This window comes from Pseudomonas sp. AC169, assembly GCF_979258515.1.
This window is the reverse complement of the sequence record NZ_OZ409866.1, coordinates 4,142,126-4,166,273: the sequence shown is the minus strand read 5'-3', so window position 1 is coordinate 4,166,273 and position 24,148 is coordinate 4,142,126. Positions and strand designations below refer to the sequence as shown.

General features: G+C 60.3%; 20 protein-coding genes. 8 read left to right on the top strand and 12 right to left on the bottom strand.

The genetic code is table 11. The features are described 5' to 3' along the window. Nucleotides 1-6 precede the first annotated feature (6 nt). Together ACZZ0G_RS18745 and ACZZ0G_RS18740 are read left to right on the top strand one after the other, a co-directional pair. Nucleotides 7-1,173: an MFS transporter gene (locus ACZZ0G_RS18745; protein ID WP_034153084.1), complete on the top strand. Its 1,167-nt coding sequence runs from the start codon at nt 7-9 to the stop codon at nt 1,171-1,173. Nucleotides 1,174-1,202: 29 nt separating this feature from the next. Beyond that, on the top strand, nt 1,203-2,252 hold the full coding sequence (locus ACZZ0G_RS18740) for an alkene reductase (protein ID WP_007917079.1): 1,050 nt from the start codon (nt 1,203-1,205) through the stop codon (nt 2,250-2,252). A gap of 378 nt (nt 2,253-2,630) precedes the next feature. Here ACZZ0G_RS18740 and emhR read toward each other — a convergent pair whose 3' ends face one another. Next, nucleotides 2,631-3,263, bottom strand: coding sequence for an efflux system transcriptional repressor EmhR (gene emhR / locus ACZZ0G_RS18735; protein ID WP_038358223.1), 633 nt, complete (start codon nt 3,261-3,263; stop codon nt 2,631-2,633). 266 nt (nt 3,264-3,529) lie between these two features. On the opposite strand from emhR, the gene ACZZ0G_RS18730 reads away from it, so the two are divergent. From ACZZ0G_RS18730 to ACZZ0G_RS18710, 5 genes are all read left to right on the top strand, one after another. Continuing rightward, nucleotides 3,530-4,687 carry an efflux RND transporter periplasmic adaptor subunit gene (locus tag ACZZ0G_RS18730; protein ID WP_463557108.1) on the top strand — a complete coding sequence of 386 codons (1,158 nt, stop codon included), beginning with the start codon at nt 3,530-3,532 and terminating at the stop codon, nt 4,685-4,687. Nucleotides 4,688-4,690: 3 nt separating this feature from the next. After that, complete coding sequence (gene emhB / locus ACZZ0G_RS18725; RefSeq protein WP_463557107.1) at nt 4,691-7,840, top strand: efflux RND transporter permease subunit EmhB; 3,150 nt, start codon at nt 4,691-4,693, stop codon at nt 7,838-7,840. Continuing rightward, nucleotides 7,837-9,297 carry an efflux RND transporter outer membrane subunit EmhC gene (gene emhC, locus ACZZ0G_RS18720; protein WP_463557106.1) on the top strand — a complete coding sequence of 487 codons (1,461 nt, stop codon included), beginning with the start codon at nt 7,837-7,839 and terminating at the stop codon, nt 9,295-9,297. Before emhB ends, emhC begins: the two co-directional genes overlap by 4 nt. A gap of 415 nt (nt 9,298-9,712) precedes the next feature. Then, nucleotides 9,713-10,972: an OprD family porin gene (locus ACZZ0G_RS18715; RefSeq protein WP_463557105.1), complete on the top strand. Its 1,260-nt coding sequence runs from the start codon at nt 9,713-9,715 to the stop codon at nt 10,970-10,972. Nucleotides 10,973-11,267: 295 nt separating this feature from the next. Further along, nucleotides 11,268-12,074, top strand: coding sequence for a methyltransferase domain-containing protein (locus tag ACZZ0G_RS18710; RefSeq protein WP_463557104.1), 807 nt, complete (start codon nt 11,268-11,270; stop codon nt 12,072-12,074). A 133-nt stretch (nt 12,075-12,207) separates the two neighbouring features. Here the strand turns inward: ACZZ0G_RS18710 and pcaC are convergent, their stop codons facing one another. The 11 genes from pcaC to pcaR form a co-directional block, all read right to left on the bottom strand. Next, nucleotides 12,208-12,600, bottom strand: coding sequence for a 4-carboxymuconolactone decarboxylase (pcaC, locus tag ACZZ0G_RS18705; protein ID WP_427576327.1), 393 nt, complete (start codon nt 12,598-12,600; stop codon nt 12,208-12,210). Nucleotides 12,601-12,610: 10 nt separating this feature from the next. Then, a complete protein-coding gene (pcaD, locus tag ACZZ0G_RS18700; protein WP_463557103.1) occupies nt 12,611-13,402 on the bottom strand; it encodes a 3-oxoadipate enol-lactonase in 792 nt (263 codons plus the stop codon). Nucleotides 13,403-13,414: 12 nt separating this feature from the next. Continuing rightward, entirely contained in the window at nt 13,415-14,779 is a 1,365-nt protein-coding gene (locus ACZZ0G_RS18695; protein ID WP_463557102.1) for a 3-carboxy-cis,cis-muconate cycloisomerase, read from the bottom strand. Between the two features lie 46 nt (nt 14,780-14,825). Further along, entirely contained in the window at nt 14,826-16,121 is a 1,296-nt protein-coding gene (locus ACZZ0G_RS18690) for an MFS family transporter (RefSeq protein ID WP_463557101.1), read from the bottom strand. A 210-nt stretch (nt 16,122-16,331) separates the two neighbouring features. After that, nucleotides 16,332-16,898 (bottom strand): protocatechuate 3,4-dioxygenase subunit alpha, encoded by a 567-nt coding sequence (pcaG, locus tag ACZZ0G_RS18685; protein WP_463557100.1) that lies wholly within the window; start codon nt 16,896-16,898, stop codon nt 16,332-16,334. A 1-nt stretch (nt 16,899) separates the two neighbouring features. Then, nucleotides 16,900-17,604, bottom strand: a complete 705-nt coding sequence (pcaH, locus tag ACZZ0G_RS18680; RefSeq protein WP_038358206.1) for a protocatechuate 3,4-dioxygenase subunit beta — start codon at nt 17,602-17,604, stop codon at nt 16,900-16,902. Nucleotides 17,605-17,640: 36 nt separating this feature from the next. Next, complete coding sequence (pcaF, locus tag ACZZ0G_RS18675; protein WP_463557099.1) at nt 17,641-18,846, bottom strand: 3-oxoadipyl-CoA thiolase; 1,206 nt, start codon at nt 18,844-18,846, stop codon at nt 17,641-17,643. Further along, nucleotides 18,843-19,622 (bottom strand): CoA-transferase subunit beta, encoded by a 780-nt coding sequence (locus ACZZ0G_RS18670; RefSeq protein WP_016982817.1) that lies wholly within the window; start codon nt 19,620-19,622, stop codon nt 18,843-18,845. The genes pcaF and ACZZ0G_RS18670 overlap by 4 nt, the downstream gene beginning before the upstream one ends. Further along, nucleotides 19,622-20,479 (bottom strand): CoA transferase subunit A, encoded by an 858-nt coding sequence (locus tag ACZZ0G_RS18665; RefSeq protein ID WP_463557098.1) that lies wholly within the window; start codon nt 20,477-20,479, stop codon nt 19,622-19,624. Before ACZZ0G_RS18665 ends, ACZZ0G_RS18670 begins: the two co-directional genes overlap by 1 nt. A 288-nt stretch (nt 20,480-20,767) precedes the next feature. Further along, complete coding sequence (pcaK, locus tag ACZZ0G_RS18660) at nt 20,768-22,114, bottom strand: 4-hydroxybenzoate transporter PcaK (RefSeq protein WP_463557097.1); 1,347 nt, start codon at nt 22,112-22,114, stop codon at nt 20,768-20,770. A 294-nt stretch (nt 22,115-22,408) separates the two neighbouring features. After that, nucleotides 22,409-23,251 (bottom strand): pca regulon transcriptional regulator PcaR, encoded by an 843-nt coding sequence (gene pcaR, locus ACZZ0G_RS18655; protein WP_007917109.1) that lies wholly within the window; start codon nt 23,249-23,251, stop codon nt 22,409-22,411. Nucleotides 23,252-23,903: 652 nt separating this feature from the next. Here pcaR and ACZZ0G_RS18650 point away from each other — a divergent pair. Further along, entirely contained in the window at nt 23,904-24,104 is a 201-nt protein-coding gene (locus tag ACZZ0G_RS18650; protein ID WP_008080067.1) for a hypothetical protein, read from the top strand. Nucleotides 24,105-24,148: the final 44 nt, after the last annotated feature.

Genomic DNA, 24,148 nt, shown 5'->3' with positions numbered 1-24,148 from the left:
ACCTGCATGCCCCTCTCGCTACTCATCCTCGCCTTGAGCGCCTTCGCCATCGGCACCACCGAATTCGTCATCATGGGCCTGCTGCCCGATGTGGCGGCCGACCTCGGTGTGTCGATCCCCGGCGCCGGCTGGCTAGTGACCGGTTACGCCCTCGGCGTGGCGATCGGTGCGCCGTTCATGGCAATGGCCACCGCCAAACTGCCGCGCAAAGCAGCACTGGTCGCGTTGATGGGCATCTTTATTGTCGGCAACCTGCTCTGTGCCATTGCCAGTGACTACAACGTACTGATGTTCGCCCGAGTGATCACCGCGCTGTGCCACGGTGCCTTCTTCGGCATCGGTTCTGTCGTCGCGGCCAATCTGGTGCCGGCCAACAAGCGTGCGTCGGCGGTGGCGTTGATGTTCACCGGCCTGACTCTGGCCAACGTCCTCGGTGTGCCGCTGGGTACCGCGCTGGGTCAGCAATACGGCTGGCGCTCGACCTTCTGGGCGGTGACCGTCATCGGCGTGATTGCGCTGATCGGCCTGATCCGCTTCCTGCCGGCCAAGCGTGACGAAGAAAAACTCGACATGCGCGCCGAACTCGCCGCCCTCAAAGGTGCCGGGATCTGGCTGTCGCTGAGCATGACCGCGCTGTTCGCCGCTTCCGTATTCACCCTGTTTACCTACGTTGCCCCGCTGCTCGGCGAAGTCACCGGCGTGTCGCCACGTGGCGTGACCTGGACGCTGATGCTGATCGGCCTGGGCCTGACTGTCGGCAATATCATCGGCGGCAAACTCGCCGACAAAGGCATGGCCGCGACGCTGATCGGCGTGTTCATCGCCATGGCCGTGGTCTCCACCGTGCTGACCTGGACCAGCGTCGCGCTGATCCCGACTGAAATCACCCTGTTCCTCTGGGCCACCGCGTGTTTTGCCGCCGTGCCGGCGCTGCAAGTCAACGTGGTGACCTTCGGCAAAGCCGCTCCAAACCTGGTTTCGACTCTGAACATCGGCGCCTTTAACGTCGGTAACGCCCTCGGCGCCTGGGTTGGCGGCAGCGTCATCGCCCACGGCTACGGCCTGACCAGCGTACCGCTCGCAGCCGCCGCGCTGGCCGTGCTCGCCTTGCTGGTGACCCTGATTACTTTCCGTCAGAACGGCAATGCCGATCTGGCCCCTGCTACTAACTGATTAACTTTCCACTTACGAGGGTTGTAGACATGGCAACTATTTTTGATCCGATCAAACTCGGCGACATCGAGCTGGCCAACCGCATCATCATGGCGCCGCTGACCCGCTGCCGCGCTGACGAAGGTCGCGTACCAAACGCGCTAATGGCCGAATACTACGTACAGCGCGCCTCCGCTGGCCTGATCCTCAGCGAAGCCACGTCGGTAACGCCGATGGGCGTTGGCTACCCGGATACCCCGGGCATCTGGTCCAACGACCAAGTGCGCGGTTGGGCCAACGTCACCAAAGCCATTCACGGCGCGGGCGGCAAGATTTTTCTGCAACTGTGGCACGTCGGCCGGGTTTCCCACCCGTCGTACCTTAACGGTGAAGCACCGGTGGCCCCGAGCGCGATTCAACCGAAAGGTCACGTCAGCCTGGTGCGTCCACTGGCCGACTACCCGACGCCGCGTGCACTGGAAACCGCTGAAATCGCCGACATCGTCGACGCTTATCGCACCGGTGCCGAGAACGCTAAAGCCGCCGGTTTCGACGGTGTGGAAATCCACGGCGCCAACGGTTACCTGCTCGACCAGTTCCTGCAAAGCAGCACCAACCAGCGCACCGACAACTACGGTGGCTCCTTGGAAAATCGTGCGCGCCTATTGCTGGAAGTGACTGACGCAGCGATCGAAGTCTGGGGTGCAGGCCGTGTCGGCGTGCACCTGGCGCCGCGCGCTGACTCCCATGACATGGGCGACGACAACCTGGCGGAAACCTTCACTTACGTCGCACGGGAACTGGGCAAGCGCGGCATCGCGTTCATCTGCTCCCGTGAGAAAGAAGGCGCCGACAGCCTCGGCCCGCAATTGAAAGAAGCCTTCGGCGGCCCGTACATCGCCAACGAGCGCTTCACCAAGGACAGCGCTAACGAGTGGCTGGCCAGTGGCAAGGCTGACGCTGTGGCGTTTGGTGTGCCGTTCATTGCCAACCCGGATCTGCCGGCTCGTTTGAAGGCGGATGCGCCGTTGAATGATGCGCGTCCGGAGCTGTTCTACGCTAAAGGCCCGGTGGGTTATATCGACTATCCGACGCTGTAAGGCATACCGCAGAAACGCGAAAGCCCCCGACTTGTGAGAGTCGGGGGCTTTTTTTGTGTTCGCCTGGAGAGCTATTGCGCGGCTGAGTACGTAGCCCCTCACCCCAGCCCTCTCCCAAGGGAGAGGGAGCCGATCGGGGAATGTTCGAAATCGCAGTTCAACCGGATATTCCACGTCGGCGTATCTCGAAAGAACACCTCGGTCAGTCCCCTCTCCCTCTGGGAGAGGGTTAGGGTGAGGGCAAGCGGCTCACACTCATTCACACAGAAGACACAAATTCCCTACAAAATGCGTAGCTCGCTACGTTTAAACTCCCCGCCGCACGCCTATATAAAGGCAGGCCAATTGACATAACCTGTGCCAATTACGCATTTTGTTTCATTTGCGCAGGCTGGGGCTCAGGCGCAGCATATCCAACCCTGTATCGACCCAACGCTCGGCCTCGGCATGCAGCTCAAAGCTGTCCGGCGCCAGAAGCCATCCATACAGCAGGCCATCGATGTAAGCGTGAATGCTGATGGCCGCGCGGGCAGTGTCGAGATCTTCCGGCAACTGGCCGCGATTCACCGCATTACGCAGGGTCAGTCCGATACGCTCATTGCACTCGAGACTGGCCACCCGGCGCTGCTGGCGCAAATCGCACATTTCATCGGTGAACTCGCACTTATGAAACAGAATTTCGTTGATACGCCGGGTTTTCGGGTCCAGCGCAACTTGATGAAACAAATGAATCAGCAATTTGCGCATGCAGCCCAGCGGGTCGAGTTCGTCTTCGCTCTCGCTGGCCTTGGCCAATTCATCCAGTGGCTCATGCAGGCTGTCGAGCATCGCCTGGACCAGGTCCGCCTTGTTGCTGAAATGCCAGTAGATGGCACCGCGGGTGACACCGGCCATTGTCGCGATGTCGGCCAACGTCGTACGAGCGACGCCCCTTTCATAAAAGGCTTTCTCCGCCGCTTCCAGAATCTGGCTGCGGGTTTCTTGAGCTTCCTCTTTGGTACGACGGACCATGACAGTAAAACCTCAAACAGGATGTTTCAGGGATGGCTGAATATCCGCTGAATAAAGAGGGGGCGATCTCTCGCGGATCGGCTCCCCGGCCTACAATTTCAAACCTTGCAACGACTTTTGTAACGGGCTGGGTACGCGGCAAAGGTATTTACAAACAACCATGAACGTAAGTATATTCCTTAGCAAGCTACTTATCCACCCGGTATCCTTTTTTTACCCTTACACACTTCTTGTGCGCTCTTTGCGCGCCTGACCCGAGGATCTTCATGCAATTCAAGCCAGCTGTTACCGCTCTGGTCACTGCCGTCGCCCTGGCATCGCTGCTCAGCGGATGTAAAAAGGAAGAAGCGGCACCGGCCGCTCCACCGCCTCAGGTCGGCGTCGTCACCCTGCAACCACAAGCCTTTACCCTCACCTCCGAACTGCCGGGCCGCACCAGTGCGTACCGCATCGCTGAAGTTCGACCGCAGGTCAACGGCATCATTCTCAAGCGTCTGTTCAAGGAAGGCGGCGATGTCAAAGCCGGCCAGCAGCTGTATCAGATCGATCCGGCGGTCTATGAGGCGACCCTGAAAAGCGCCGAAGCCAGCCTGCGTTCGACCAAGTCGATCTCCGACCGCTACAAGCAACTGGTCGATGAGCAGGCCGTGAGCCGTCAGGAATACGACACCGCCGTGTCCAACCGCATGGAATCCGAAGCGTCGCTGCAGAGCGCGCAGATCAACGTGAAATACACCAAGGTGTACGCGCCGATCTCCGGCCGCATCGGCCGTTCTTCGGTCACCGAAGGTGCACTGGTCAGCAACGGCCAGGCCGACGCGATGGCAACGATCCAGCAACTGGACCCGATTTACGTCGACGTGACCCAGTCTTCGGTTGAGCTGCTGGAGCTGCGCCGCGAGCTGGAAAGCGGTCGTCTGCAAAAATCCGGTGAAAACTCGGCAGCGGTCAAACTGACCCTGGAAGACGGCAGCCAGTACAAGCTCGACGGTAAGCTGGAATTCTCCGAAGTCACGGTCGACCCGACTACCGGTTCCGTGACCTTGCGCGCGGTGTTCCCGAACCCGGATCACACCCTGCTGCCAGGCATGTTCGTCCGCGCCCAGTTGCAGGCCGGTGTCAACGCCGCGGCCATTCTGGCACCGCAGCAAGGCGTGACCCGCGACCTCAAAGGCACCCCGACCGCTCTGGTCGTTGGCGCCGACAACAAGGTCGAACTGCGTCAGCTCAAGGCCAGCCGCACCGTCGGCAGCCAGTGGCTGATCGAGGACGGCTTGAAAGCGGGCGATCGCCTGATTACCGAAGGGCTGCAATACGTGCGTCCGGGTGTTCAGGTCAACCCGTCCGAAGCCACCAATGTCGGCACCAAGAACCCGGCCCCCGCTCAGGCAGCTGACAAAGCCGCCGGCGGCAAAGGGGAGTAATCCATGTCAAAATTCTTCATCGACCGTCCGATTTTCGCCTGGGTAATTGCCCTGGTGATCATGCTGGTCGGGGCACTTTCGATCCTGAAATTGCCGATTAACCAATACCCGAGCATTGCGCCACCGGCCATTGCGATCTCCGTGACCTACCCGGGCGCTTCGGCGCAAACCGTGCAGGACACCGTGGTCCAGGTGATCGAGCAGCAGCTCAACGGTATCGACAACCTGCGTTATGTGTCCTCGGAAAGTAACTCCGACGGCAGCATGACCATCACCGCGACTTTCGAGCAAGGCACCAACTCCGACACCGCGCAGGTGCAGGTTCAGAACAAGCTGAACCTCGCTACCCCGCTGTTGCCGCAGGAAGTGCAGCAACAAGGTATCCGCGTGACCAAGGCAGTGAAAAACTTCCTCTTGGTGATCGGTGTGGTATCGCGTGACGGCAGCATGACCAAGGACGACCTGTCCAACTACATCGTGTCGAACATGCAGGACCCGATCTCGCGGACCGCCGGTGTCGGTGACTTCCAGGTCTTCGGTGCCCAGTACGCGATGCGCATCTGGCTCGACCCGGCGAAGTTGAACAAGTACAACCTGACCCCGGCTGACGTCAGCTCCGCGATCTCGGCGCAGAACGTCCAGGTGTCGTCCGGTCAGCTCGGCGGTTTGCCAGCGCTGCCAGGTCAGCAACTGAACGCCACGATCATCGGCAAGACCCGTCTGCAGACTGCCGAGCAGTTCAAGGCGATTCTGCTGAAGGTCAATCAGGACGGCTCGCAAGTGCGCGTCGGTGATGTCGCCGATGTCGGTCTGGGTGGTGAGAACTCGACCATTTCCGCACAGTTCAACGGCAAGCCATCGTCGGGTCTGGCGGTGAAACTGGCCAACGGCGCCAACGCCCTCGACACCGCCAAAGCCCTGCGCAAGACGATTGACGAGCTCAAGCCGTTCTTCCCGCAAGGCATGGAAGTGGTGTTCCCGTACGACACCACCCCGGTGGTGACCGAGTCGATCAAAGGTGTGGTTGAAACCCTGGTCGAAGCGATCGTGCTGGTGTTCCTGGTGATGTTCCTGTTCCTGCAGAACTTCCGCGCTACCGTCATCACGACGATGACTGTGCCGGTGGTATTGCTCGGTACATTCGGCATCCTCGCGGCCTTCGGTTTCAGCATCAACACCCTGACCATGTTCGGTATGGTGCTGGCCATCGGCTTGCTGGTGGACGACGCCATCGTCGTGGTGGAAAACGTCGAGCGGGTGATGAGCGAAGAAGGCTTGTCACCGAAGGAGGCGACCAAGAAGTCCATGGGCCAGATCCAGGGCGCACTGGTCGGTATCGCCCTGGTGCTGTCGGCGGTATTGCTGCCGATGGCGTTCTTCAGCGGTTCCACCGGTGTGATCTACAAGCAGTTCTCGATCACCATCGTTTCGGCCATGGCCCTGTCGGTGCTGGTTGCGCTGATCTTCACCCCGGCGCTCTGCGCAACCATGCTCAAGGCGATTCCGAAAGGCGAGCACGGCACACCTAAAACCGGTTTCTTCGGCTGGTTCAACCGCAGTTTTGACCGTGGTGTCAGAAGCTATGAGCGCGGTGTCGGCAACATGCTCTCGCGAAAAGCCCCGTACCTGTTGGCCTATGTGCTGATCGTGGTCGGCATGATCTGGCTGTTCACACGCATTCCGACCGCGTTCCTGCCGGAAGAAGACCAGGGCGTACTGTTCGCCCAGGTGCAGACCCCGGCCGGTTCCAGTGCCGAACGTACGCAAGTCGTGATCGACGAAATGCGTTCCTACCTGCTGGAGAAAGAATCCGGTGCGGTGTCTTCGGTGTTCACCGTCAACGGCTTCAACTTCGCCGGTCGCGGTCAGAGCTCGGGTCTGGCATTCATCATGCTCAAACCGTGGGACGAGCGTGACGCGAGCAACAGCGTGTTCGCCCTCGCCCAACGTGCGCAGCAACACTTCTTCAGCTTCCGCGACGCGATGGTGTTTGCTTTCGCCCCGCCAGCGGTACTGGAATTGGGTAACGCCACCGGTTTCGACGTGTTCCTGCAGGATCGTGCCGGTATCGGTCACGAAAAACTGATGGAGGCGCGCAACCAGTTCCTCGGTCTGGCGGCGCAGAGCAAGGTGCTCTATCAGGTGCGTCCGAACGGCTTGAACGACGAGCCGCAATACCACCTGGAAATCGACGATCAGAAAGCCCAGGCCCTCGGCGTGAGCATTGCCGATATCAACAGCACGCTGTCGATCTCCTTCGGTAGTAGCTACGTCAACGACTTCATCGACCGTGGTCGGGTGAAGAAGGTCTACGTGCAAGGTCAGGCCGGTGCTCGCATGAGCCCTGAAGACTTGAAGAAGTGGTACGTGCGCAACAGCGCCGGGACCATGGTGCCGTTCTCGGCGTTCGCCAAAGGCGAGTGGATCTACGGTTCGCCGAAACTGGCGCGCTACAACGGTGTAGAAGCGATGGAGATCCTCGGTTCTCCGGCGCCGGGTTACTCCACCGGTGAAGCGATGGCCGAAGTCGAAGCGATTGCCAAGAAACTGCCGGCGGGTGTCGGTATCTCCTGGACCGGTCTGTCTTATGAGGAACGTCTGTCGGGTTCACAAGCGCCAGCGCTGTACGCCCTGTCGCTGCTGATGGTGTTCCTGTGTCTGGCGGCGTTGTACGAGAGCTGGTCGATTCCGATCGCGGTTATGCTCGTGGTACCGCTGGGGATCATCGGTGCGCTGCTCGCTACCAGCCTGCGCGGTCTGTCCAACGACGTGTACTTCCAGGTGGGTCTGTTGACGACCATCGGTCTGGCAGCTAAAAACGCCATTCTGATCGTTGAATTCGCCAAGGAACTGCATGAACAGGGACGCAGCCTTCGTGACGCGGCGATTGAAGCCTGCCGCATGCGTCTGCGCCCGATCATCATGACCTCGCTGGCCTTCGTCCTCGGTGTTGTACCGTTGGCGATCTCCACTGGCGCAGGCTCGGGAAGTCAACATGCGATCGGTACCGGCGTGATTGGCGGTATGCTCACGGCCACGATCCTGGCGATCTTCTGGGTCCCACTGTTCTTCGTTACGGTTTCGTCCATCGGCCAGCGTAAGATCGCTGACGAGGATGAAACGACTGAAACTCCTAAAGAGGCTGGCCAATGAGCAAGTCGCTACTCTCCATCGCAGTCGCCGCCTTCGTGCTGAGCGGTTGCTCGCTGATACCTGATTATCAGCAGCCTGAGGCTCCGGTCGCAGGTCAGTACCCGCAGGGGCCGGCCTATTCGCCGGCCCAGGCTCCGGCGCAGGCCGCTGCCGAGCAGGGCTGGAAGCAGTTTTTCCATGATCCGGCGCTGCAACAGCTGATCCAGGTGTCCCTGGAAAACAACCGTGATCTGCGTGTCGCGGCACTGAACATCGATGCGTATGCGGCCCAATACCGCATCCAGCGTGCCGACCTGTTCCCGGCGGTTTCGGCTAACGCTGCCGGCAGCCGTCAGCGTCTGCCAGCCCGCGCCTCGCAAACCGGCGACTCGATGATCAGCAGTTCGTATTCCGCCACTGTCGGCATCAGCGCCTATGAACTCGACCTGTTCGGTCGGGTTCGCAGCCTGAGCGAACAAGCCTTGCAACAATACTTCGCCACTGAAGAAGCACGTCGCAGCACCCAGATCAGTCTGGTCGCCAGCGTCGCCAATGCTTATCTGACCTGGCAAGCGGACAAGGAACTGCTCAAGCTGACCCAGGACACCCTCGGTGCCTTCGAAGAAAGCTACAAGCTGACCAGCCGCAGCAACGAAGTCGGTGTGGCTTCGGCACTGGATCTGGCGCAGTCGCGCACCTCGGTCGAGAACGCTCGTGCACAATTGGCGCGTTACACCCGCCAGGTGGCGCAGGACGAAAACAGCCTGACCCTGCTGCTCGGCACCGGTATCCCGGCCAATCTGCAAGCGGCCAAACCGCTGGCGGATGACCTGCTCAGCGACGTACCGCCGGGGCTGCCTTCGGATCTGTTGCAACGTCGTCCGGACATTCTGCAAGCCGAGTACAACCTGAAAGCGGCCAACGCCAACATCGGCGCGGCCCGTGCCGCGTTCTTCCCGAGCATCAGCCTGACCGCCAATGCGGGCAGCCTGAGCCCGGATCTGTCCGGCCTGTTCAAGGGTGGTTCGGGGACGTGGCTGTTCCAGCCGCAGATCAACCTGCCGATCTTCAACGCCGGCAGCCTGCGCGCCAGCCTCGACTACGCCAAGATCCAGAAGGACATTGGCGTGGCGAACTACGAGAAGTCCATTCAAACGGCCTTCCAGGAAGTCGCCGATGGCTTGGCCGCACGCCAGACCTACACCGAGCAGTTGCAAGCGCAGCGTGACTTCGTGCAGGCCAACCAGGATTACTACCGCCTGGCCGAGCGTCGCTACCGCATCGGTGTCGACAGCAACCTGACCTTCCTCGATGCCCAGCGTCAGCTGTTCAGCGCACAACAAGCGCTGATCACCGACCGCCTCGCGCAGCTGACCAGTGCGGTCAACCTGTACAAGGCCTTGGGCGGTGGCTGGAATGCGCAAACCGCGCAGAATGAACCGCTGAAAGAAGAAGCACCGAAGATGAAGTTGTTCTGATCATCGGCTGAATACAAGGAGCCCACCGATTGGTGGGCTTTTTGTTGCCTGTCAGAAAGGTGTGTTGTCTGGGCTGGCCCCTTCGCGAGCAGGCTCGCTCCCGCAGGGGAGCGCATTCCAAATGTGGGAGCGAGCTTGCTCGCGAAGAGGCCCTGACATTCACCCAAAAATCCCGGCTCAATCTTGCGTTCGATAATCGCCCAAAACCCGCTTTTCCCAATTGAATCCGAACATCCGCGCCCCGCACCATTCGCTTCACAAAACCAATAACAACAGGTTCGACACCATGTTCCCGCGCCCTGCCCCGTCCGGCTGATTGCCGTCGTTTCACCTCTGACCACTTTTCATGTCTGCACCCCGAAAACCGGTGGCAGCGCACCCGTTCGCCTTAAAAAAACAAGAGAGACCCGAGCCCATGACAGCTTCCCCTGCGCCTTACGCATTTCCCGGTCTGATAGCCCTGGCCCTGGCTGGCGCGGCCCTGCCCGTTGCGGCTGAAGAAGCCGGTTTTATCGAAGGCGCGAAGGTCAACCTGAACCTGCGCAACTTCTACATCAACCGCAACTTCACCAACCCGACCAAGGCCCAGGGCAAGGCCGAAGAGTGGACGCAGAGCTTCATCCTCGACGCCAAGTCCGGTTTCACCCAAGGCACCGTCGGCTTCGGCATGGACGTGCTCGGTTTGTATTCGGTGAAGCTCGATGGCGGCAAAGGCACCGGCGGCACACAATTGCTGCCGCTGGATCACGATGGACGCCCGGCGGACAACTTCGGCCGCACCAACGTTGCCTTCAAAGCCAAACTTTCCCAGACCGAAGTAAAGGTCGGCGAGTGGATGCCGGTGCTGCCGATCCTGCGTTCGGACGACGGCCGCTCGCTGCCGCAAACCTTCCGAGGTGGGCAGATCACCTCGAAGGAAATCGACGGACTGACCCTCTACGGCGGCCAGTTCCGCGCCAACAGCCCGCGCGACGACAGCAGCATGAGCGACATGTCGATGACCGGCAAAGCGGCGTTCACCTCTGATCGCTTCAACTTCCAGGGCGGTGAATACGTTTTCAACGAAAAACGCACGCAGATCGGTCTGTGGAATGCCGAACTCAAGGACATCTACAGCCAGCAATACGTCAACCTGATTCACAACCAGCCGCTGGGCGACTGGACGCTGGGCGCCAACCTTGGCTTCTTCTACGGCAAGGACGATGGCAGCGCCCGCGCAGGGGACCTCGACAACAAGACCTGGTCGGGCATGTTCTCGGCCAAATACGGCGGCAACACCTTCTACGTCGGCCTGCAGAAACTCACCGGCGACAGCGCGTGGATGCGGGTCAACGGCACCAGCGGCGGCACTCTGGCCAACGACAGCTACAACGCCAGCTACGACAATGCGCAGGAACGCTCCTGGCAGTTGCGTCACGACTACAACTTCGCCGCCATGGGCGTGCCCGGCCTGACCCTGATGAACCGCTACATCAGCGGTGACAATGTGCACACCGGGACGATCACCGACGGCAAGGAGTGGGGCCGCGAATCGGAACTGGGTTACACCGTGCAGAGCGGCGCGTTGAAGGACCTCAACTTCAGATGGCGCAACTCGACCATGCGCCGGGACTTCAGCAACAACGAGTTCGACGAGAACCGCCTCATCGTCAGCTATCCGATCAGCCTCCTGTAAACACCGATACTCCCCTGTGGGAGCGAGCTTGCTCGCGAAGAGGGCTTAACATTCAACAGAGATGTTGACTGATACACCGCCTTCGCGAGCAGGCTCGCTCCCACATTTGATCTCCTACAGGCAGTTAATCGCCATTGGTCAGGTGAAGTGGCACTTCGCCGGGCGGCGGGTAAAGTGACAAAACCTGAAAGTCTCAGGCGCTTCACCCTTCCCGCTTCCGTTTGTTGTAGTTGGTCCCCCAGTAGTGAACCAGGTTGTCATCGGAAGACACCGCCGATCACCGGAGGACCTCCTCATGATCACACCCGTCAAAGCAACACCCGACTGGGACGCCAAGGCGTACCAGCAGTTTTCCCGCCTCAGGCAACGCCCGGTCAATGAATTGCTCGACCGTGTCGACCTGCACAACCCGCAACGTATTTACGACCTCGGCTGCGGCACCGGCATTGCCACGCAGTTATTGGCCAAGCGCTGGCCGCGCGCGCAGTTGCAGGGGATCGACAGCTCCGCACAAATGCTCGCCGAAGCGCGCTGCCTGCCGGTCAAGGCGCTGTGGAAACACTGCGACTTGCTCAATTGGCAACCGGAGCAACCGGCGGACCTGCTGTTTGCTGCGGCTGTCCTGCACTTCATCGATGACCATGAAACGTTTTTGCCGCACCTGCTGGGCTTTCTCAATCCCGGCGGCTGTCTGGCGGCGCACATGCCGGACTGGCGCGATGCGCTGTGGTATCGGCTGATGCTCGACACCCTGGAAGACGCCGGCCCGGGCGGCACGCCGTTGGGCACACCGCATCTGCGCCAGCGCATGGCCGCGCGGCCGTTGTTGTCACTGGAGGATTACTACCGCTTGCTTGCGCCCATGACCACGTCGCTGGATATCTGGGAGACCGAGCAGTTGCAGGTGGTCGACGGCAAGTCGCCAATTTATGACTGGGTAAAAGTCTCGGCGCTACGGCCGGTGATGCAGGCGCTGAGTTCAGAGGAACAGGCGCGGTTTATCTATCACTATCTAATGCGGGTGCATAAGCATTATCCGCAGGAGGGGGATGGGCATACGTTGTTTGCGTTCAAACGGATATTTATTGTCGCCAGCGTTTGAATGAGTTGTGCTGATTGATGCGCAACGGCGTCTGCCCCCTTCGCGAGCAAGCTCGCTCCCACATTGGACTTGTGTCGATCACAAAACAAATGTGGGAGCGAGCTTGCTCGCGAAGGCGTAATTTCAGGCGCCTTCACTCCCGGGATTCAACACCCAGCTCATCCCACACCGATTCGGCCAGATGAAACGTCGCATTCGCCGCCGGAATCCCGCAATAAATCGCACTCTGCATGATCACTTCCTTGATCTCGCCACGGCTCACGCCATTATTGGCCGCCGCACGCAGGTGCAGTTTCAGCTCGCCTTCACGGTTCATGCCAATCAGCATGGCGATGGTGATCAGGCTGCGCGTATGCCGAGGCAGCCCCGGACGCGTCCAGATATCGCCCCAGGCATGCCGGGTGATCATTTCCTGAAACTCCGAGTTGAACTCGGTCAGCGCGGTCAGGCTGCGATCGACATGCGCATCGCCCAACACCGCGCGGCGAACTTGCATGCCTTCGTCGTAACGTTGTTTCTCGTCCACAAAAACTTCCTCACTTAGCCTGCAAAAACGCCAACACGCGATCACTGAAATCCGCGCCAGCCTGCACGTTGGACAGGTGCGCCGCATAGAACTCGGCGTATTCGGCACCGCGCACATGCTCCTGAATGAAATGCCCACCGGCCGGCGGCGTCACCGCATCTTCGGTGCCGGCAATCACTAGCAACGGCACATTGATCGAGGTCAGTTGCTCGCGAAAATCGGCATCACGCACCGCTGCGCAGTTGGCCGCGTAACCTTCAGGCGAAGTGGCCGCAAGCATGTCGGTAATCTGCTTGGCTGCCGCCGGATGTGCTGCCGAAAAGTCTGGGGTAAACCAGCGGGCAATCGATGCATCACGCAGGGCAACCATCGCCGCCACGCCATCGCGCAGCACGGTTTCGATGCGTGGATTCCACACCGACGGATCGCCGATTTTAGCCGCTGTGTTGCAGACGATCAGCTTGTGCAGACGATGACCAGCATTGATCCCCAGCCACTGGCCGATCAGGCCACCCATCGACAATCCGCAGAAATGCGCACGCTCGATGTGCAGCGCATCCAGCAGACCAAGGACGTCGTGCCCGAGTTGCTCGATGCTGTACGGGCCCGGCGTCACCAGCGATTGGCCGTGACCACGGGTGTCGAAACGCAGCACACGAAAATGCTCGGTGAACGCTGGCATCTGCGCGTCCCACATGTGCAGGTCGGTGCCCAGCGAGTTGGACAGCACCAGCACCGGTGCATCGACCGGGCCCTCTATTTCATAGTGCAGTTCGCCATCGGCGAGTTGAACGAAAGCCACAGCCCTCTCCTTTCAGACAGACAATGCGTTGTGTTCGGCCACCGCACGCTCGACCCAGGTTTGCGCCTGACCGAGGTAATGGGCGGGGTTCAAAAGATGATCGAGTTCAGCGCTGCTCAATTCGGCGGTGACCTGCGGTTCGTCACCGAGCACGGCGCGCAAATGACGTTGCTCGGCCACCGCGCGTTTGCAGCATTGCTCAAGCAGATGATGCGCGGTGTCGCGGCCGACTCGTTGCGCAAGCACGATGCTTACCGCTTCGGCCAGCACCAGCCCTTGGGTCAATTCGAGGTTGCGCGACATACGCTCAGCGTCGACCTCCAGCCCTTGCGCCAACAAGCGAGCCTGTTGCAGCGAACCGGAAACCAGGCAGCAAATCTCCGGCAGGGTTTCCCATTCGGCATGCCACAGACCGAGGCTGCGTTCGTGTTCTTGTGGCATCGCGCTGAACAGCGTCGAGACCAGACCGGGCACCCGCGTCGCCGCACCGATCAACACCGCTGCGCCGACCGGATTGCGCTTGTGCGGCATGGTCGACGAACCGCCCTTGCCCGGCGCCGATGGCTCAAAAACCTCGGCGGCTTCGGTCTGCATCAACAGGCTGATGTCGCGGCCGAATTTGCCGAGGCTGCCGGCGATCAAACCGAGTACCGCACCGAACTCCACCACGCGATCACGCTGGGTGTGCCACGGTTGTTCCGGCAAGGTCAGTTGCAGTTCTTCGGCCAGCGCTTGGGCAATCGGCATCGCCTGATCGCCCAAGGCTGCGAGCGTGCCGGAGGCGCCGCCAAATTGCAGCACCAGCAGACGCGGTTTCAGTTCGCGCAGACGTTGGCGACTGCGAGTGACAGCGCCCAGCCATCCGGCGATTTTCATGCCCAGGGTCACCGGCGTCGCGTGTTGCAGCCAAGTGCGTCCGGCCAGCGGTGTCGCTGCATGGCGTTGCGCTTGGGTGGCGAGAGAATCGGCCAGTTGCGCCAGATCACTTTCAATCAATTCCAACGCCTGACGCAATTGCAGCACCAGACCGGAATCCATTACGTCCTGACTGGTCGCACCCAAATGCACATAACGCTCAGCATCGGCATCGGTGGCGGCAATCTGTTTGCCCAATGCCTTGACCAGCGGAATCGCAGAGTTACCGGCCGTGGCAATCGCCTCGCCCAGCGCCGCGAAGTCATACAGACCAGCGTTGCAAGCCGCCGCAATCGGCGCCACCGCAGAGGACGGAATCAAGCCGACCCGCGCCTCGGCCCGAGCCAGCGCCGCTTCGAAGTCGAGCATCGCCTGCACACGGCCCTGATCGCAGAACACCTCGCGCATATCGCGGGCAGTGAAGTAGGCATCGAACAATTGATTGCCCGGTCGCTGAGTCATAAACAGTCCTTGCCGGCGCGGGCCATGGCAGCCCGCGCACTTCGGGTTAGAGATCGTGGTGCAAGTACGCCGCCTGCTTCGGCAAGCGCAGACTGAACAGGAACGCGATCGCCATCATCGCCGTCACGTACCAGTAGAAGGAGTTTTCCATGCCGATGTTCTTCAGGCTCAGCGCGACGAATTCCGCCGAACCACCGAAGATCGCATTCGCCACCGCATAGGCCAGACCGACGCCGAGGGCGCGGACTTCCGGCGGGAACATTTCGGCTTTCACCAGGCCGCTGATCGAGGTGTAAAAACTGACGATCGCCAGCGCTATTGTGATCAACACAAACGCGAGAAACGGGCTGCTGACGCTTTTCAGGCTCAACAGAATCGGCACGGTGAACAGCGTACCCAGCGCGCCGAACCACAGCATCGAGTTACGTCGACCGATCTTGTCTGCGAGCATGCCGAACAGCGGCTGCATGCACATATACAGGAACAGCGCGCCGGTCATGATGTAGCTGGCGGTCTTGGCGTGCATGCCGGCGGTGTTCACCAGATATTTCTGCATGTACGTGGTGAAGGTGTAGAAAATCAGCGAGCCACCGGCGGTGTAACCGAGCACGGTGATGAACGCGGCTTTGTGATCGCGGAACAGCGCGCTGATGCTGCCGGCGTCTTTGTGCGCGCGGGTTTCCTTGTTGGTGGTTTCTTTCAAGCTACGACGCAGGAACAGCGAAATCAGCGCCGCCACTGCACCGACCACAAACGGAATCCGCCAGCCGTAGGCGCGCAGGTCTTCTTCGGTGAGGAACTGCTGCAGGACCACTACCAACGACACCGCCAGCAGTTGCCCGCCGATCAGCGTCACGTACTGGAACGAGGCGAAAAATCCGCGCTGGCCCTTGAGGGCGACTTCGCTCATGTAGGTGGCAGTGGTGCCGTACTCGCCGCCGACCGACAGGCCTTGCAGCAAGCGTGCGAACAACAGCAGGACCGGTGCCCAGACGCCGATGTCCTTGTAGGTCGGCAAGCAGGCGATCAGCAACGAGCCGAAGCACATCATCAGAATCGAGATGAGCATCGAGTTCTTGCGCCCGTGCTTATCGGCGACCCGGCCAAAAATCCAGCCGCCAATCGGGCGCATCAGGAAACCGGCGGCGAACACGCCGGCGGTGTTGACCAGTTGCACCGTCGGGTTGTCCGAGGGGAAAAACGCCGGGGCGAAATAGATCGCGCAAAAGGCGTAGACGTAGAAGTCGAACCATTCGACGAGGTTGCCGGACGAGGCGCCGACAATGGCAAAGATACGCTTGCTGCGCTCTTCACCGGTGTAATGGGAGGTGGTGGTTGTCATTGTTTTTCACTCGATAGGGACAGTGAGAGTCTAGACATACTTTGCAACAGTCCCGTTCCACATCCTATATCGATCGTTCCCACGCTCCGCGTGGTAACGCATCCGGTGACGCTCCGCGTCACGGTGGACGCGGAGCGTCCAGGGCGGCATTCCCACGCAGAGCGTGGGAACGATCATGTAGGAGCTGCCGTAGGCGGCGATCTTTTGATCTTAATAATCGAAGAACACGGTCTCGGCATCGGTGCCCTGCAGAATCACATTCCACTGGTAAACGCCCGACGCGTCCTGCTTGGCCAGCAAGGTACTGCGACGCTCGGCCGGTACGCATTCGAGCAACGGATCATCAACGTTGGCCGGCTCGCCTTCAAAATAAATCCGCGTCAGCAAGTGCTTGACCAAACCACGGGCAAACACCAGCACCACCAAGTGTGGCGCCTGGATCGAGCCTTTAAGCCCTTCAACCGTGCCCGGTTTGATCGTGGTGAAGCGAAAGCGCCCTTCAGTATCCACCGGCACCCGGCCAAAGCCTTCAAAATTCGGATCGAGCGGTTTGTCCTGCTCGTCTTCCGGGTGGTCGTATTTGCCGGCGGCGTTGGCCTGCCAGACTTCGAGCATGGCGTCGTTGACGACATCACCATTGCCATCCACCACCTGCCCGGTGATCGCCACGCGCTCGCCGAGGGTTTGTTCGACGGTGAGGTCTTCGCGGTTCAGCCAGGTCAGACCGATGTGGTAATACGGCCCGACGGTGTGGGACGTGGTCGCAGTCAGCGTCATCTTATTTCTCCATCGGCGTGGCTTCACGCCCGCGCAGCACGATGTCCCAACGATAACCGAGGGCGTAGGACGGAATGGTTTTTTCCAGATCGAAACTGGCGATCAGGCGTTCCTTGGCCGAAGTGTCCGGCACGCAGTTGTAGATCGGGTCGTACGCCAGTAGCGGATCGCCCGGGAAATACATTTGCGTAACCAGACGGGTGAGGATGCTCGGCCCGAACAGCGAAAAGTGGATATGCGCCGGGCGCCAGGCATTGTGGTGGTTACCCCACGGATAAGCGCCGGGCTTGATGGTCTGGAACTGATACCAGCCATCGGCGTCGGTGACGGTACGGCCGGTGCCGGTAAAGTTCGGGTCCAGCGGCGCGTCATGCAGGTCGCGCTTGTGGTTGTAGCGGCCGGCGGCGTTGGCCTGCCAGATCTCGACGAGAATCCCCGGCACCGGCAGACCGTTTTCGTCCAGTACACGACCGTGAACGATGATGCGTTCGCCCTGTGGCTCGCCTTCATGCTGGGCGGTCAGGTCGTTATCGGTATCGCCTACACGCTCGGCGCCGATGGTCGGCCCGGTGATTTCCGACAGCGAATGCGGCAGAAACACCAACGGCTTCGACGGCGAACGCAGGTTGGTGGATTGATACGTCGGGTGCAGGTACTCAGGCTGAGTGCCTTCCTGCGGACGACGGTAACCAGGCTTGTCAGACATGTCGCTTTCCTCTGTTCTTTTTCGTCACGGCTTGCGTCAGACGCGTTCGATGGCCAGGGCCAGACCTTGGCCGACACCGACGCACATGGTCGCCAGACCTTTCTTGCCACCGGTCTTTTCCAACTGATGCAGCGCGGTCAGCACCAGACGCGCACCGCTCATGCCCAACGGGTGACCCAAGGCAATGGCGCCACCGTTCGGGTTGACCTGCGCAGCGTCGTCGGCCAGACCCAATTCACGCAGCACCGCCAAACCCTGGCTGGCAAACGCTTCGTTGAGTTCGATCACGTCGAAATCGTTGACGGCTACGCCCAGGCGCTCGATCAATTTTCGCACCGCCGGCACCGGGCCAATGCCCATCACACGCGGTGCCACACCGGCGCTGGCCATGCCGAGCACTTTGGCGCGGGCGGTCAGGCCATGTTTTTTCACCGCTTCGGCGGAAGCCAGAATCAGTGCGGCAGCACCGTCGTTGACCCCGGAAGCGTTGCCGGCGGTAACGGTTTTGTCCGGGCCGTTGACCGGTTTGAGTTTGGTCAGTGCTTCAATCGTGGTGTCGGCGCGCGGATGTTCATCCTGGCTGACCACGGTTTCACCCTTCTTGTGGGCAATCCGCACTTCGACGATTTCTTCAGCGAAAAATCCTGCAGCCTGCGCGGCGGCGGTGCGTTGCTGACTGCGCAGGGCGAAAGCGTCCTGATCGGCGCGCGAGACTTTATAGTCGTCGGCGACGTTGTCAGCGGTCTGCGGCATCGCGTCGACGCCGTATTGCGCCTTCATCAGCGGGTTGATGAAACGCCAGCCGATGGTAGTGTCTTCCAGTTTCATGTTGCGCGAGAACGCCGCATCAGCCTTGCCCATCACGAACGGTGCGCGGGACATCGACTCGACGCCGCCGGCAATCGCCAGCTCCATCTCGCCGCTGGCGATGGCGCGGAATGCCGTACCGATCGCGTCCATGCCCGAAGCGCAGAGACGATTGAGGGTCACGCCCGGCACGCTGTCCGGCAGGCCCGCCAACAGCAGCGCCATGCGTGCAACGTTGCGGTTGTCTTCGCCGGCCTGGTTGGCGCAGCCGAGGAACACTTCGTCGATGGCGTTCCAGTCCACCGAGGGATTGCGTTCCATCAGGGCCTTGATCGGCACGGCGGCCAGGTCATCAGCGCGAACGGCGGACAGTCCGCCGCCGAAACGGCCGATGGGTGTGCGAATCGCGTCGCAGATATAAACGTCGCGCATCATGCTTCTCCCGGTGCCTGGCCGTGGGCCGCGGCGGTGCGCGCTTCGAGATCGCGCAGCGCCGTCAGTTCGACGTCGGTCGGCTCAGCGGTGGTCTCAACGCTGTCAGCAAAACGAATCGCCCAACCGGTGGCCGCGACCACTTGCTCGCGGGTCACCCCCGGATGCAGTGCAGTAACCACGAATTCGTGGGTGCCCTCTTCCGGTTCCATGATGCACAGGTCGGTGATGATCCCGACCGGTCCGGCGCCCGGCAGGCCCAGACGTTTGCGCGAATCGCCGCCCTCGCCATGACCGACCGAGGTGATGAAATCGAGCTTGTCGACAAACGAACGCGCCGACTGTTTAAGGATGATCAACACGCTTTTTGCCGAACCGGCAATTTCCGGCGCGCCACCGGCACCCGGCAGGCGCACTTTCGGCGAGAAGTAATCGCCAACCACGGTGGTGTTGATGTTGCCGAAACGGTCGACCTGCGCGGCGCCGAGAAAACCGACGTCGATGCGCCCGCCCTGCAGCCAGTAGCGAAAAATCTCACCGGTCGGCACCACGGTGTCGGCGGTTTCCGCCAGCTCGCCGTCACCGATCGACAGCGGTAACACGCTTGGTTTCGCACCAATCGGGCCGGATTCGTAGATCAGCACCACATCCGGCGACGAAGTCAGGCGCGCGAGGTTGGCGGCTTTCGACGGCAGGCCGATGCCGACGAAGCACACCGAGCCGTTCTTCAGGCGACGTGCCGCGGCGACGGTCATCATTTCATTGGTGGTGTAAGTCATTACTTGGCCTCCGAAGCAGCGGCCAACTTGGCCTGGAACTCGCTGAAATCAGCGCAGCCATGGATGTATTCGTTGATCCACGCGGTAAACGTCTCACGGTCGCGGGCGATCGGATCCCACGCCTGATAGAAACGATTGTCACGCTCGTTGTAACCGTGGGCGTAGGACGGATGTGCGCCGCCGGGCACATGACAGACCGCGCTCAAGGCCCAGGTCGGCAATACACAAGAATTCATCGGTGCGTTGAGATCGTCGACAATTTCTTCGACGGTGACGATGCAGCGCTTGGCAGCCAGTGCGGCTTCTTTCTGCACGCCGAGAATGCCCCACAGCAACACGTTGCCCTTGCGGTCGGCTTTCTGCGCGTGGATCACGGTCACGTCCGGGCGCACCGACGGCACGGCCGCCAATACTTCACCGGTAAACGGGCAAGTCACAGTTTTGATCAGCGGATTGACCTTCGGCAGGTCGGAGCCGGCGTAGGCGCGCAGCACCGCGAATGGCAGGCCGGATGCGCCGGCCACGTAGGCATTGGCCAGGTCGGCATGGCTGTGCTCTTCGATTTCCAGCGCGTGCGGCCATTGCTTCTCGACCGCGTCACGCAGGCGGTGCAGTGAACCGACCCCCGGGTTGCCGCCCCAGGAGAAAATCAGTTTGCGCGCGCAACCGGCGCCGATCAGTTGGTCGTAGATCAGGTCAGGCGTCATCCGCACCAGTGTCAGATCTTTCTTGCCCTGACGAATGATTTCATGACCCGCTGCCGTAGGGATCAAGTGAGTGAAGCCTTCGAGTGCGACGGTGTCGCCGTCGTTGACGAATTGCTTCACCGCGTCGTGCAGCGAAAGGATCTCAGCCATGGAGCGGGCTCCTGTTTTTGTAATGAATCGCCAGTGATAAAAAGGCGCGAGGTTCAGCGCCGGAGTCACTGCAGATTAAGCCTGGGAAATTCGCCAAACAATCCGATAATCGACTGAGTGTTCGTTTATCGAACAGATTGTTGTCAACCTATCGTTCGGTATTGATCGCTCCCACGCTCCGCGTGGGAATGCATCCCGGGACGCTCCACGTCTCTTTCAAAGGCCGGAACGCGGAGCGTCTCTAGAGGCGTTCCCACGCAGAGCGTGGGAACGATGAGGCGCTGAAACTCAGGTCGCATCCGCATGACTCACCATGCCCTTGATCAATACTGCCGCCGTTGCCAACGCCGCCGGGATCACCAACGCCGTCAACACCTGCTCGAAATTCCAGCCAAGGCCCAGCAACGTAGCGCCCATCCACGCCCCGAGAATCGCGCCAAAACGGCCAATCCCGAGCATCCACGACACACCAGTCGCCCGCCCCTGCGTCGGATAAAACCGCGCCGCCAGCGACGGCATCGCCGATTGCGCACCGTTTACACACATCCCCGCCACCAGCACCAAAGTCGCCAGCAACGTGATGTTGCCCAGGCTCTGACCTACTGCGTAGGCAAACACCCCGGCCAGCAGGTAGAAAGTGCCGATGACCTTGTGCGGATTGAAGCGATCCATCGCCCAGCCGACCGCGACCGCACTCAGCACCCCGCCGAACTGGAACAACGCACCGATAAATGCGGCTTGCTCCATGCTCGCGCCACTGTCACGCATCAGCGTCGGCAGCCAACTGGTCAACAGATAAACAATCACAAGTCCCATGAAATAGGTCAGCCACAACAGCAGAGTGCCCGTGCTGTAAGTGCCGGAGAAAATCACCGCAAACACGTTGCGCGCCTTGACGGTTTTCTGTTCCGGCACGCTGAAACTGGAGGCTTGGGCGACGGTGACCGGATCGATCGGCGCCAGGGTTTTGCGCACTTTGTCGGTGCCACGGTTACGGACGACAAGGTAACGCGCCGATTCCGGCAGCCAGAACAGCAGCACCACCGCGAGGATCAGCGGCAAAATCCCACCGATCAACAACAGACTGTGCCAGCCGAACGCTGGAATCAGCTTGGCGGAAATAAACCCGCCACCGGCCATGCCGAGGTTGAAACCGCAGAACATGCTGGTCACCAGCAGCGATTTCTTGCGTTCCGGGGTGTATTCCGAGAGCAGTGTGGTGGCGTTCGGCATCCCCGCACCCAAGCCGAGACCGGTCAGGAAGCGCAGCACCAGCAGTTGTTCAACGTTGCTGCTGTACGCCGACGCCAGGCTGAAAGCACCGAACAGAATCACGGCACCGACGAGTACGACTTTTCGCCCGAAGCGGTCAGCCAAAGGCCCGGAACCCAGTGCGCCGAAAACCATGCCGATCAACGCGGCGCTCATCACCGGGCCGAGGCTGGCGCGGTCGATGCCCCAATCCTGCGACAGCGCCGGGGCAATGAAGCCCATCGCGGCGGTGTCGAGGCCATCGAGGAAGACGATCAGGAAACACAGGATCACCACCCGCCACTGATAGCGCGAGATCGGTTGGGCATTGATGAAGGTCTGCACGTCGAGGCAGTTACCCACAGCGGACTGAGGCTGGTTCATTATTTTTATTCCACGCAAAAAACGCAGTCGAACGGCGGCCGGCCAGAGAGCGGCACAGCTACAAGAATAGAAGGTTGCAATCAGGCGTTGCGGTGAATCCGGCAACAGCGGTTGGAGCGGAGACAGTCGGGGAGCATGCGCATGGTGAGTTGCCTCTTGTCATTATTATGGGAGTCGACAGTCCGGCGGGCTCATTCACATCAGCGCCGGATGACGCTGCCGCGACATTAATGATCCGAGGGTTTTAGCGTCAATTCGATAAACGCAACACTGTGCGTTTATCGAACAGCTTCATCAGGCAAACAATTGCGCGCTGAGATCGCGACTGGCGCTGAGCAGGCCCGGCAGAAAGCGTTGCTCCAGCTCGGTACGGCTGACACGACCGGCGTGGGTACTGACGTTGAGCGCCGCCACCACTTGGCCAGACGCGTCGTAGACCGGCACGGCAATCGAGCGCAGGCCTTGTTCCAGCTCTTGATCGACGATGCACCAGCCTTGCTGCCGCACTTCTTGCAGGCATTCGAGCAACGCATCAGGTGTATGGATCGTGCGGCTGGTCTTGGCGACCAGTTCGGCGTGGTCGAGGTATTCACGCAGCGACGTGTCGTCGAGTGCTGCCAGCAGAATCCTGCCCATTGAGGTGCAATACGCAGGCAAGCGACCGCCCACCGACAGGTCCACCGAAATCAGCCGCTGGGTGGTCGCAGAGCGGGCGATGTAGAGAATGTCGTCGCCTTCGAGCGTGGCCATGTTGCAGGCTTCGTGCAGTTGCTCGCTCATCCGGTCCAGATAAGGCTGGGCGGATACCGCCAATGGCGTCGACGACAGATACGCGTGACCGAGAGTCAGGACTTTTGGCAACAATGAATAGGTGCGACCGTCGGTGGTCGCGTAACCGAGCTTGATCAGCGTATGCAGGCACCGGCGCACGGCGGCGCGGGGGATTTCCGTGCGGTGGCTGATCTGGGCGATGGTCAGATGCCGCTTGCGCTCCTGAAACGCCTGCACCACCGCCAGACCCCGGGCCAGCGAGGTCATGAAGTCTGGATCACCGGTCAGCGCCTGGATGCGTTTGGCCGGCGAGGCGACGATCGGCGGCGCCACGGAGGTGAAGGAGTTGCGCATTTGATCGTTCATTTCTTGTCCTTTTATCCGGCACGGATCAATGGGCTATACAAGCGGCTCGCCGACCAATGCACAAGCGTCGGACCTGCAAGATTGGGCGATTATCGAACCGTCGACCGATAATCGCAATCAACGGTTGCGGCCGTTTCATGCTTCTTTCGGGGTTTACTCAACTTTTCTCGTTATCCGAATCACACCCTTAGTTGTTCGACTAAATGGCGCCAAAAACCGATCGCTCGCCCAATAAAGGCCATCACGCACTTCAACTAGCGACAAAAGTTGCGAGTCACAAAACAATCACACATCCAGAACCGTTTTTAACTTGGCAAAGATAGTCATTCCTGAATCGACCGCTATAATGCACCTCAGTGGCACCTCGTTTTTAATCGCTGAGGTCGCCACCTGCTGAGGTGATGTCCATCACCAACAGCCCGGCCAGCGCCTGACGCTCATTACTCATGCAACGCCTGCGCTCGCTGAAACAGGAAACTGATGCTGCGTCAGTTTTTATCTGGTGCCGTAGCCGCCTGTAACACGGAAGTCTTGATCGCCCCACCGATGACGCCAATGCCTGTCCGGGCGTTGAACTCGCGGTGGTTACGTTCAATCGATTCGTTGCAGTGCGTTTCACCAGACAACTAAATCAACTCATACAGGTAGCACTGTGACGAAAGACGAACTGCGCGCGGAACTTGAGCGCCAGGAACAACGTTACAAGGAAGTTTACGGCGGGGAAGTCACCACCTACGCCGCTCAGCCCGAACCGGAACGCAAAGCGTGGCGTAAACGCCCGACCGTTCAGGATCAGGTCTTCAAGCAAGAAATCGAAAAGATCGAAAAGGAACTCAAAGCCGAAGAGCCTTGAGCCACGGTTTTGTATCTTTTGAGGTTTACGTCCACACCGGTTAC

Excerpts from the sequence above, each read along its gene's own strand:
- ACZZ0G_RS18745 (WP_034153084.1), top strand. The coding sequence starts at position 7 with ATGCCCCTCTCGCTACTCATCCTCGCCTTGAGCGCCTTCGCCATCGGC.
- ACZZ0G_RS18740 (WP_007917079.1), top strand. The coding sequence starts at position 1,203 with ATGGCAACTATTTTTGATCCGATCAAACTCGGCGACATCGAGCTGGCC.
- emhR (WP_038358223.1), bottom strand. The coding sequence starts at position 3,263 with ATGGTCCGTCGTACCAAAGAGGAAGCTCAAGAAACCCGCAGCCAGATT.
- ACZZ0G_RS18730 (WP_463557108.1), top strand. The coding sequence starts at position 3,530 with ATGCAATTCAAGCCAGCTGTTACCGCTCTGGTCACTGCCGTCGCCCTG.
- emhB (WP_463557107.1), top strand. The coding sequence starts at position 4,691 with ATGTCAAAATTCTTCATCGACCGTCCGATTTTCGCCTGGGTAATTGCC.
- emhC (WP_463557106.1), top strand. The coding sequence starts at position 7,837 with ATGAGCAAGTCGCTACTCTCCATCGCAGTCGCCGCCTTCGTGCTGAGC.
- ACZZ0G_RS18715 (WP_463557105.1), top strand. The coding sequence starts at position 9,713 with ATGACAGCTTCCCCTGCGCCTTACGCATTTCCCGGTCTGATAGCCCTG.
- ACZZ0G_RS18710 (WP_463557104.1), top strand. The coding sequence starts at position 11,268 with ATGATCACACCCGTCAAAGCAACACCCGACTGGGACGCCAAGGCGTAC.
- ACZZ0G_RS18695 (WP_463557102.1), bottom strand. The coding sequence starts at position 14,779 with ATGACTCAGCGACCGGGCAATCAATTGTTCGATGCCTACTTCACTGCC.
- ACZZ0G_RS18690 (WP_463557101.1), bottom strand. The coding sequence starts at position 16,121 with ATGACAACCACCACCTCCCATTACACCGGTGAAGAGCGCAGCAAGCGT.
- pcaG (WP_463557100.1), bottom strand. The coding sequence starts at position 16,898 with ATGACGCTGACTGCGACCACGTCCCACACCGTCGGGCCGTATTACCAC.
- pcaH (WP_038358206.1), bottom strand. The coding sequence starts at position 17,604 with ATGTCTGACAAGCCTGGTTACCGTCGTCCGCAGGAAGGCACTCAGCCT.
- pcaF (WP_463557099.1), bottom strand. The coding sequence starts at position 18,846 with ATGATGCGCGACGTTTATATCTGCGACGCGATTCGCACACCCATCGGC.
- ACZZ0G_RS18670 (WP_016982817.1), bottom strand. The coding sequence starts at position 19,622 with ATGACTTACACCACCAATGAAATGATGACCGTCGCCGCGGCACGTCGC.
- ACZZ0G_RS18665 (WP_463557098.1), bottom strand. The coding sequence starts at position 20,479 with ATGGCTGAGATCCTTTCGCTGCACGACGCGGTGAAGCAATTCGTCAAC.
- pcaK (WP_463557097.1), bottom strand. The coding sequence starts at position 22,114 with ATGAACCAGCCTCAGTCCGCTGTGGGTAACTGCCTCGACGTGCAGACC.
- pcaR (WP_007917109.1), bottom strand. The coding sequence starts at position 23,251 with ATGAACGATCAAATGCGCAACTCCTTCACCTCCGTGGCGCCGCCGATC.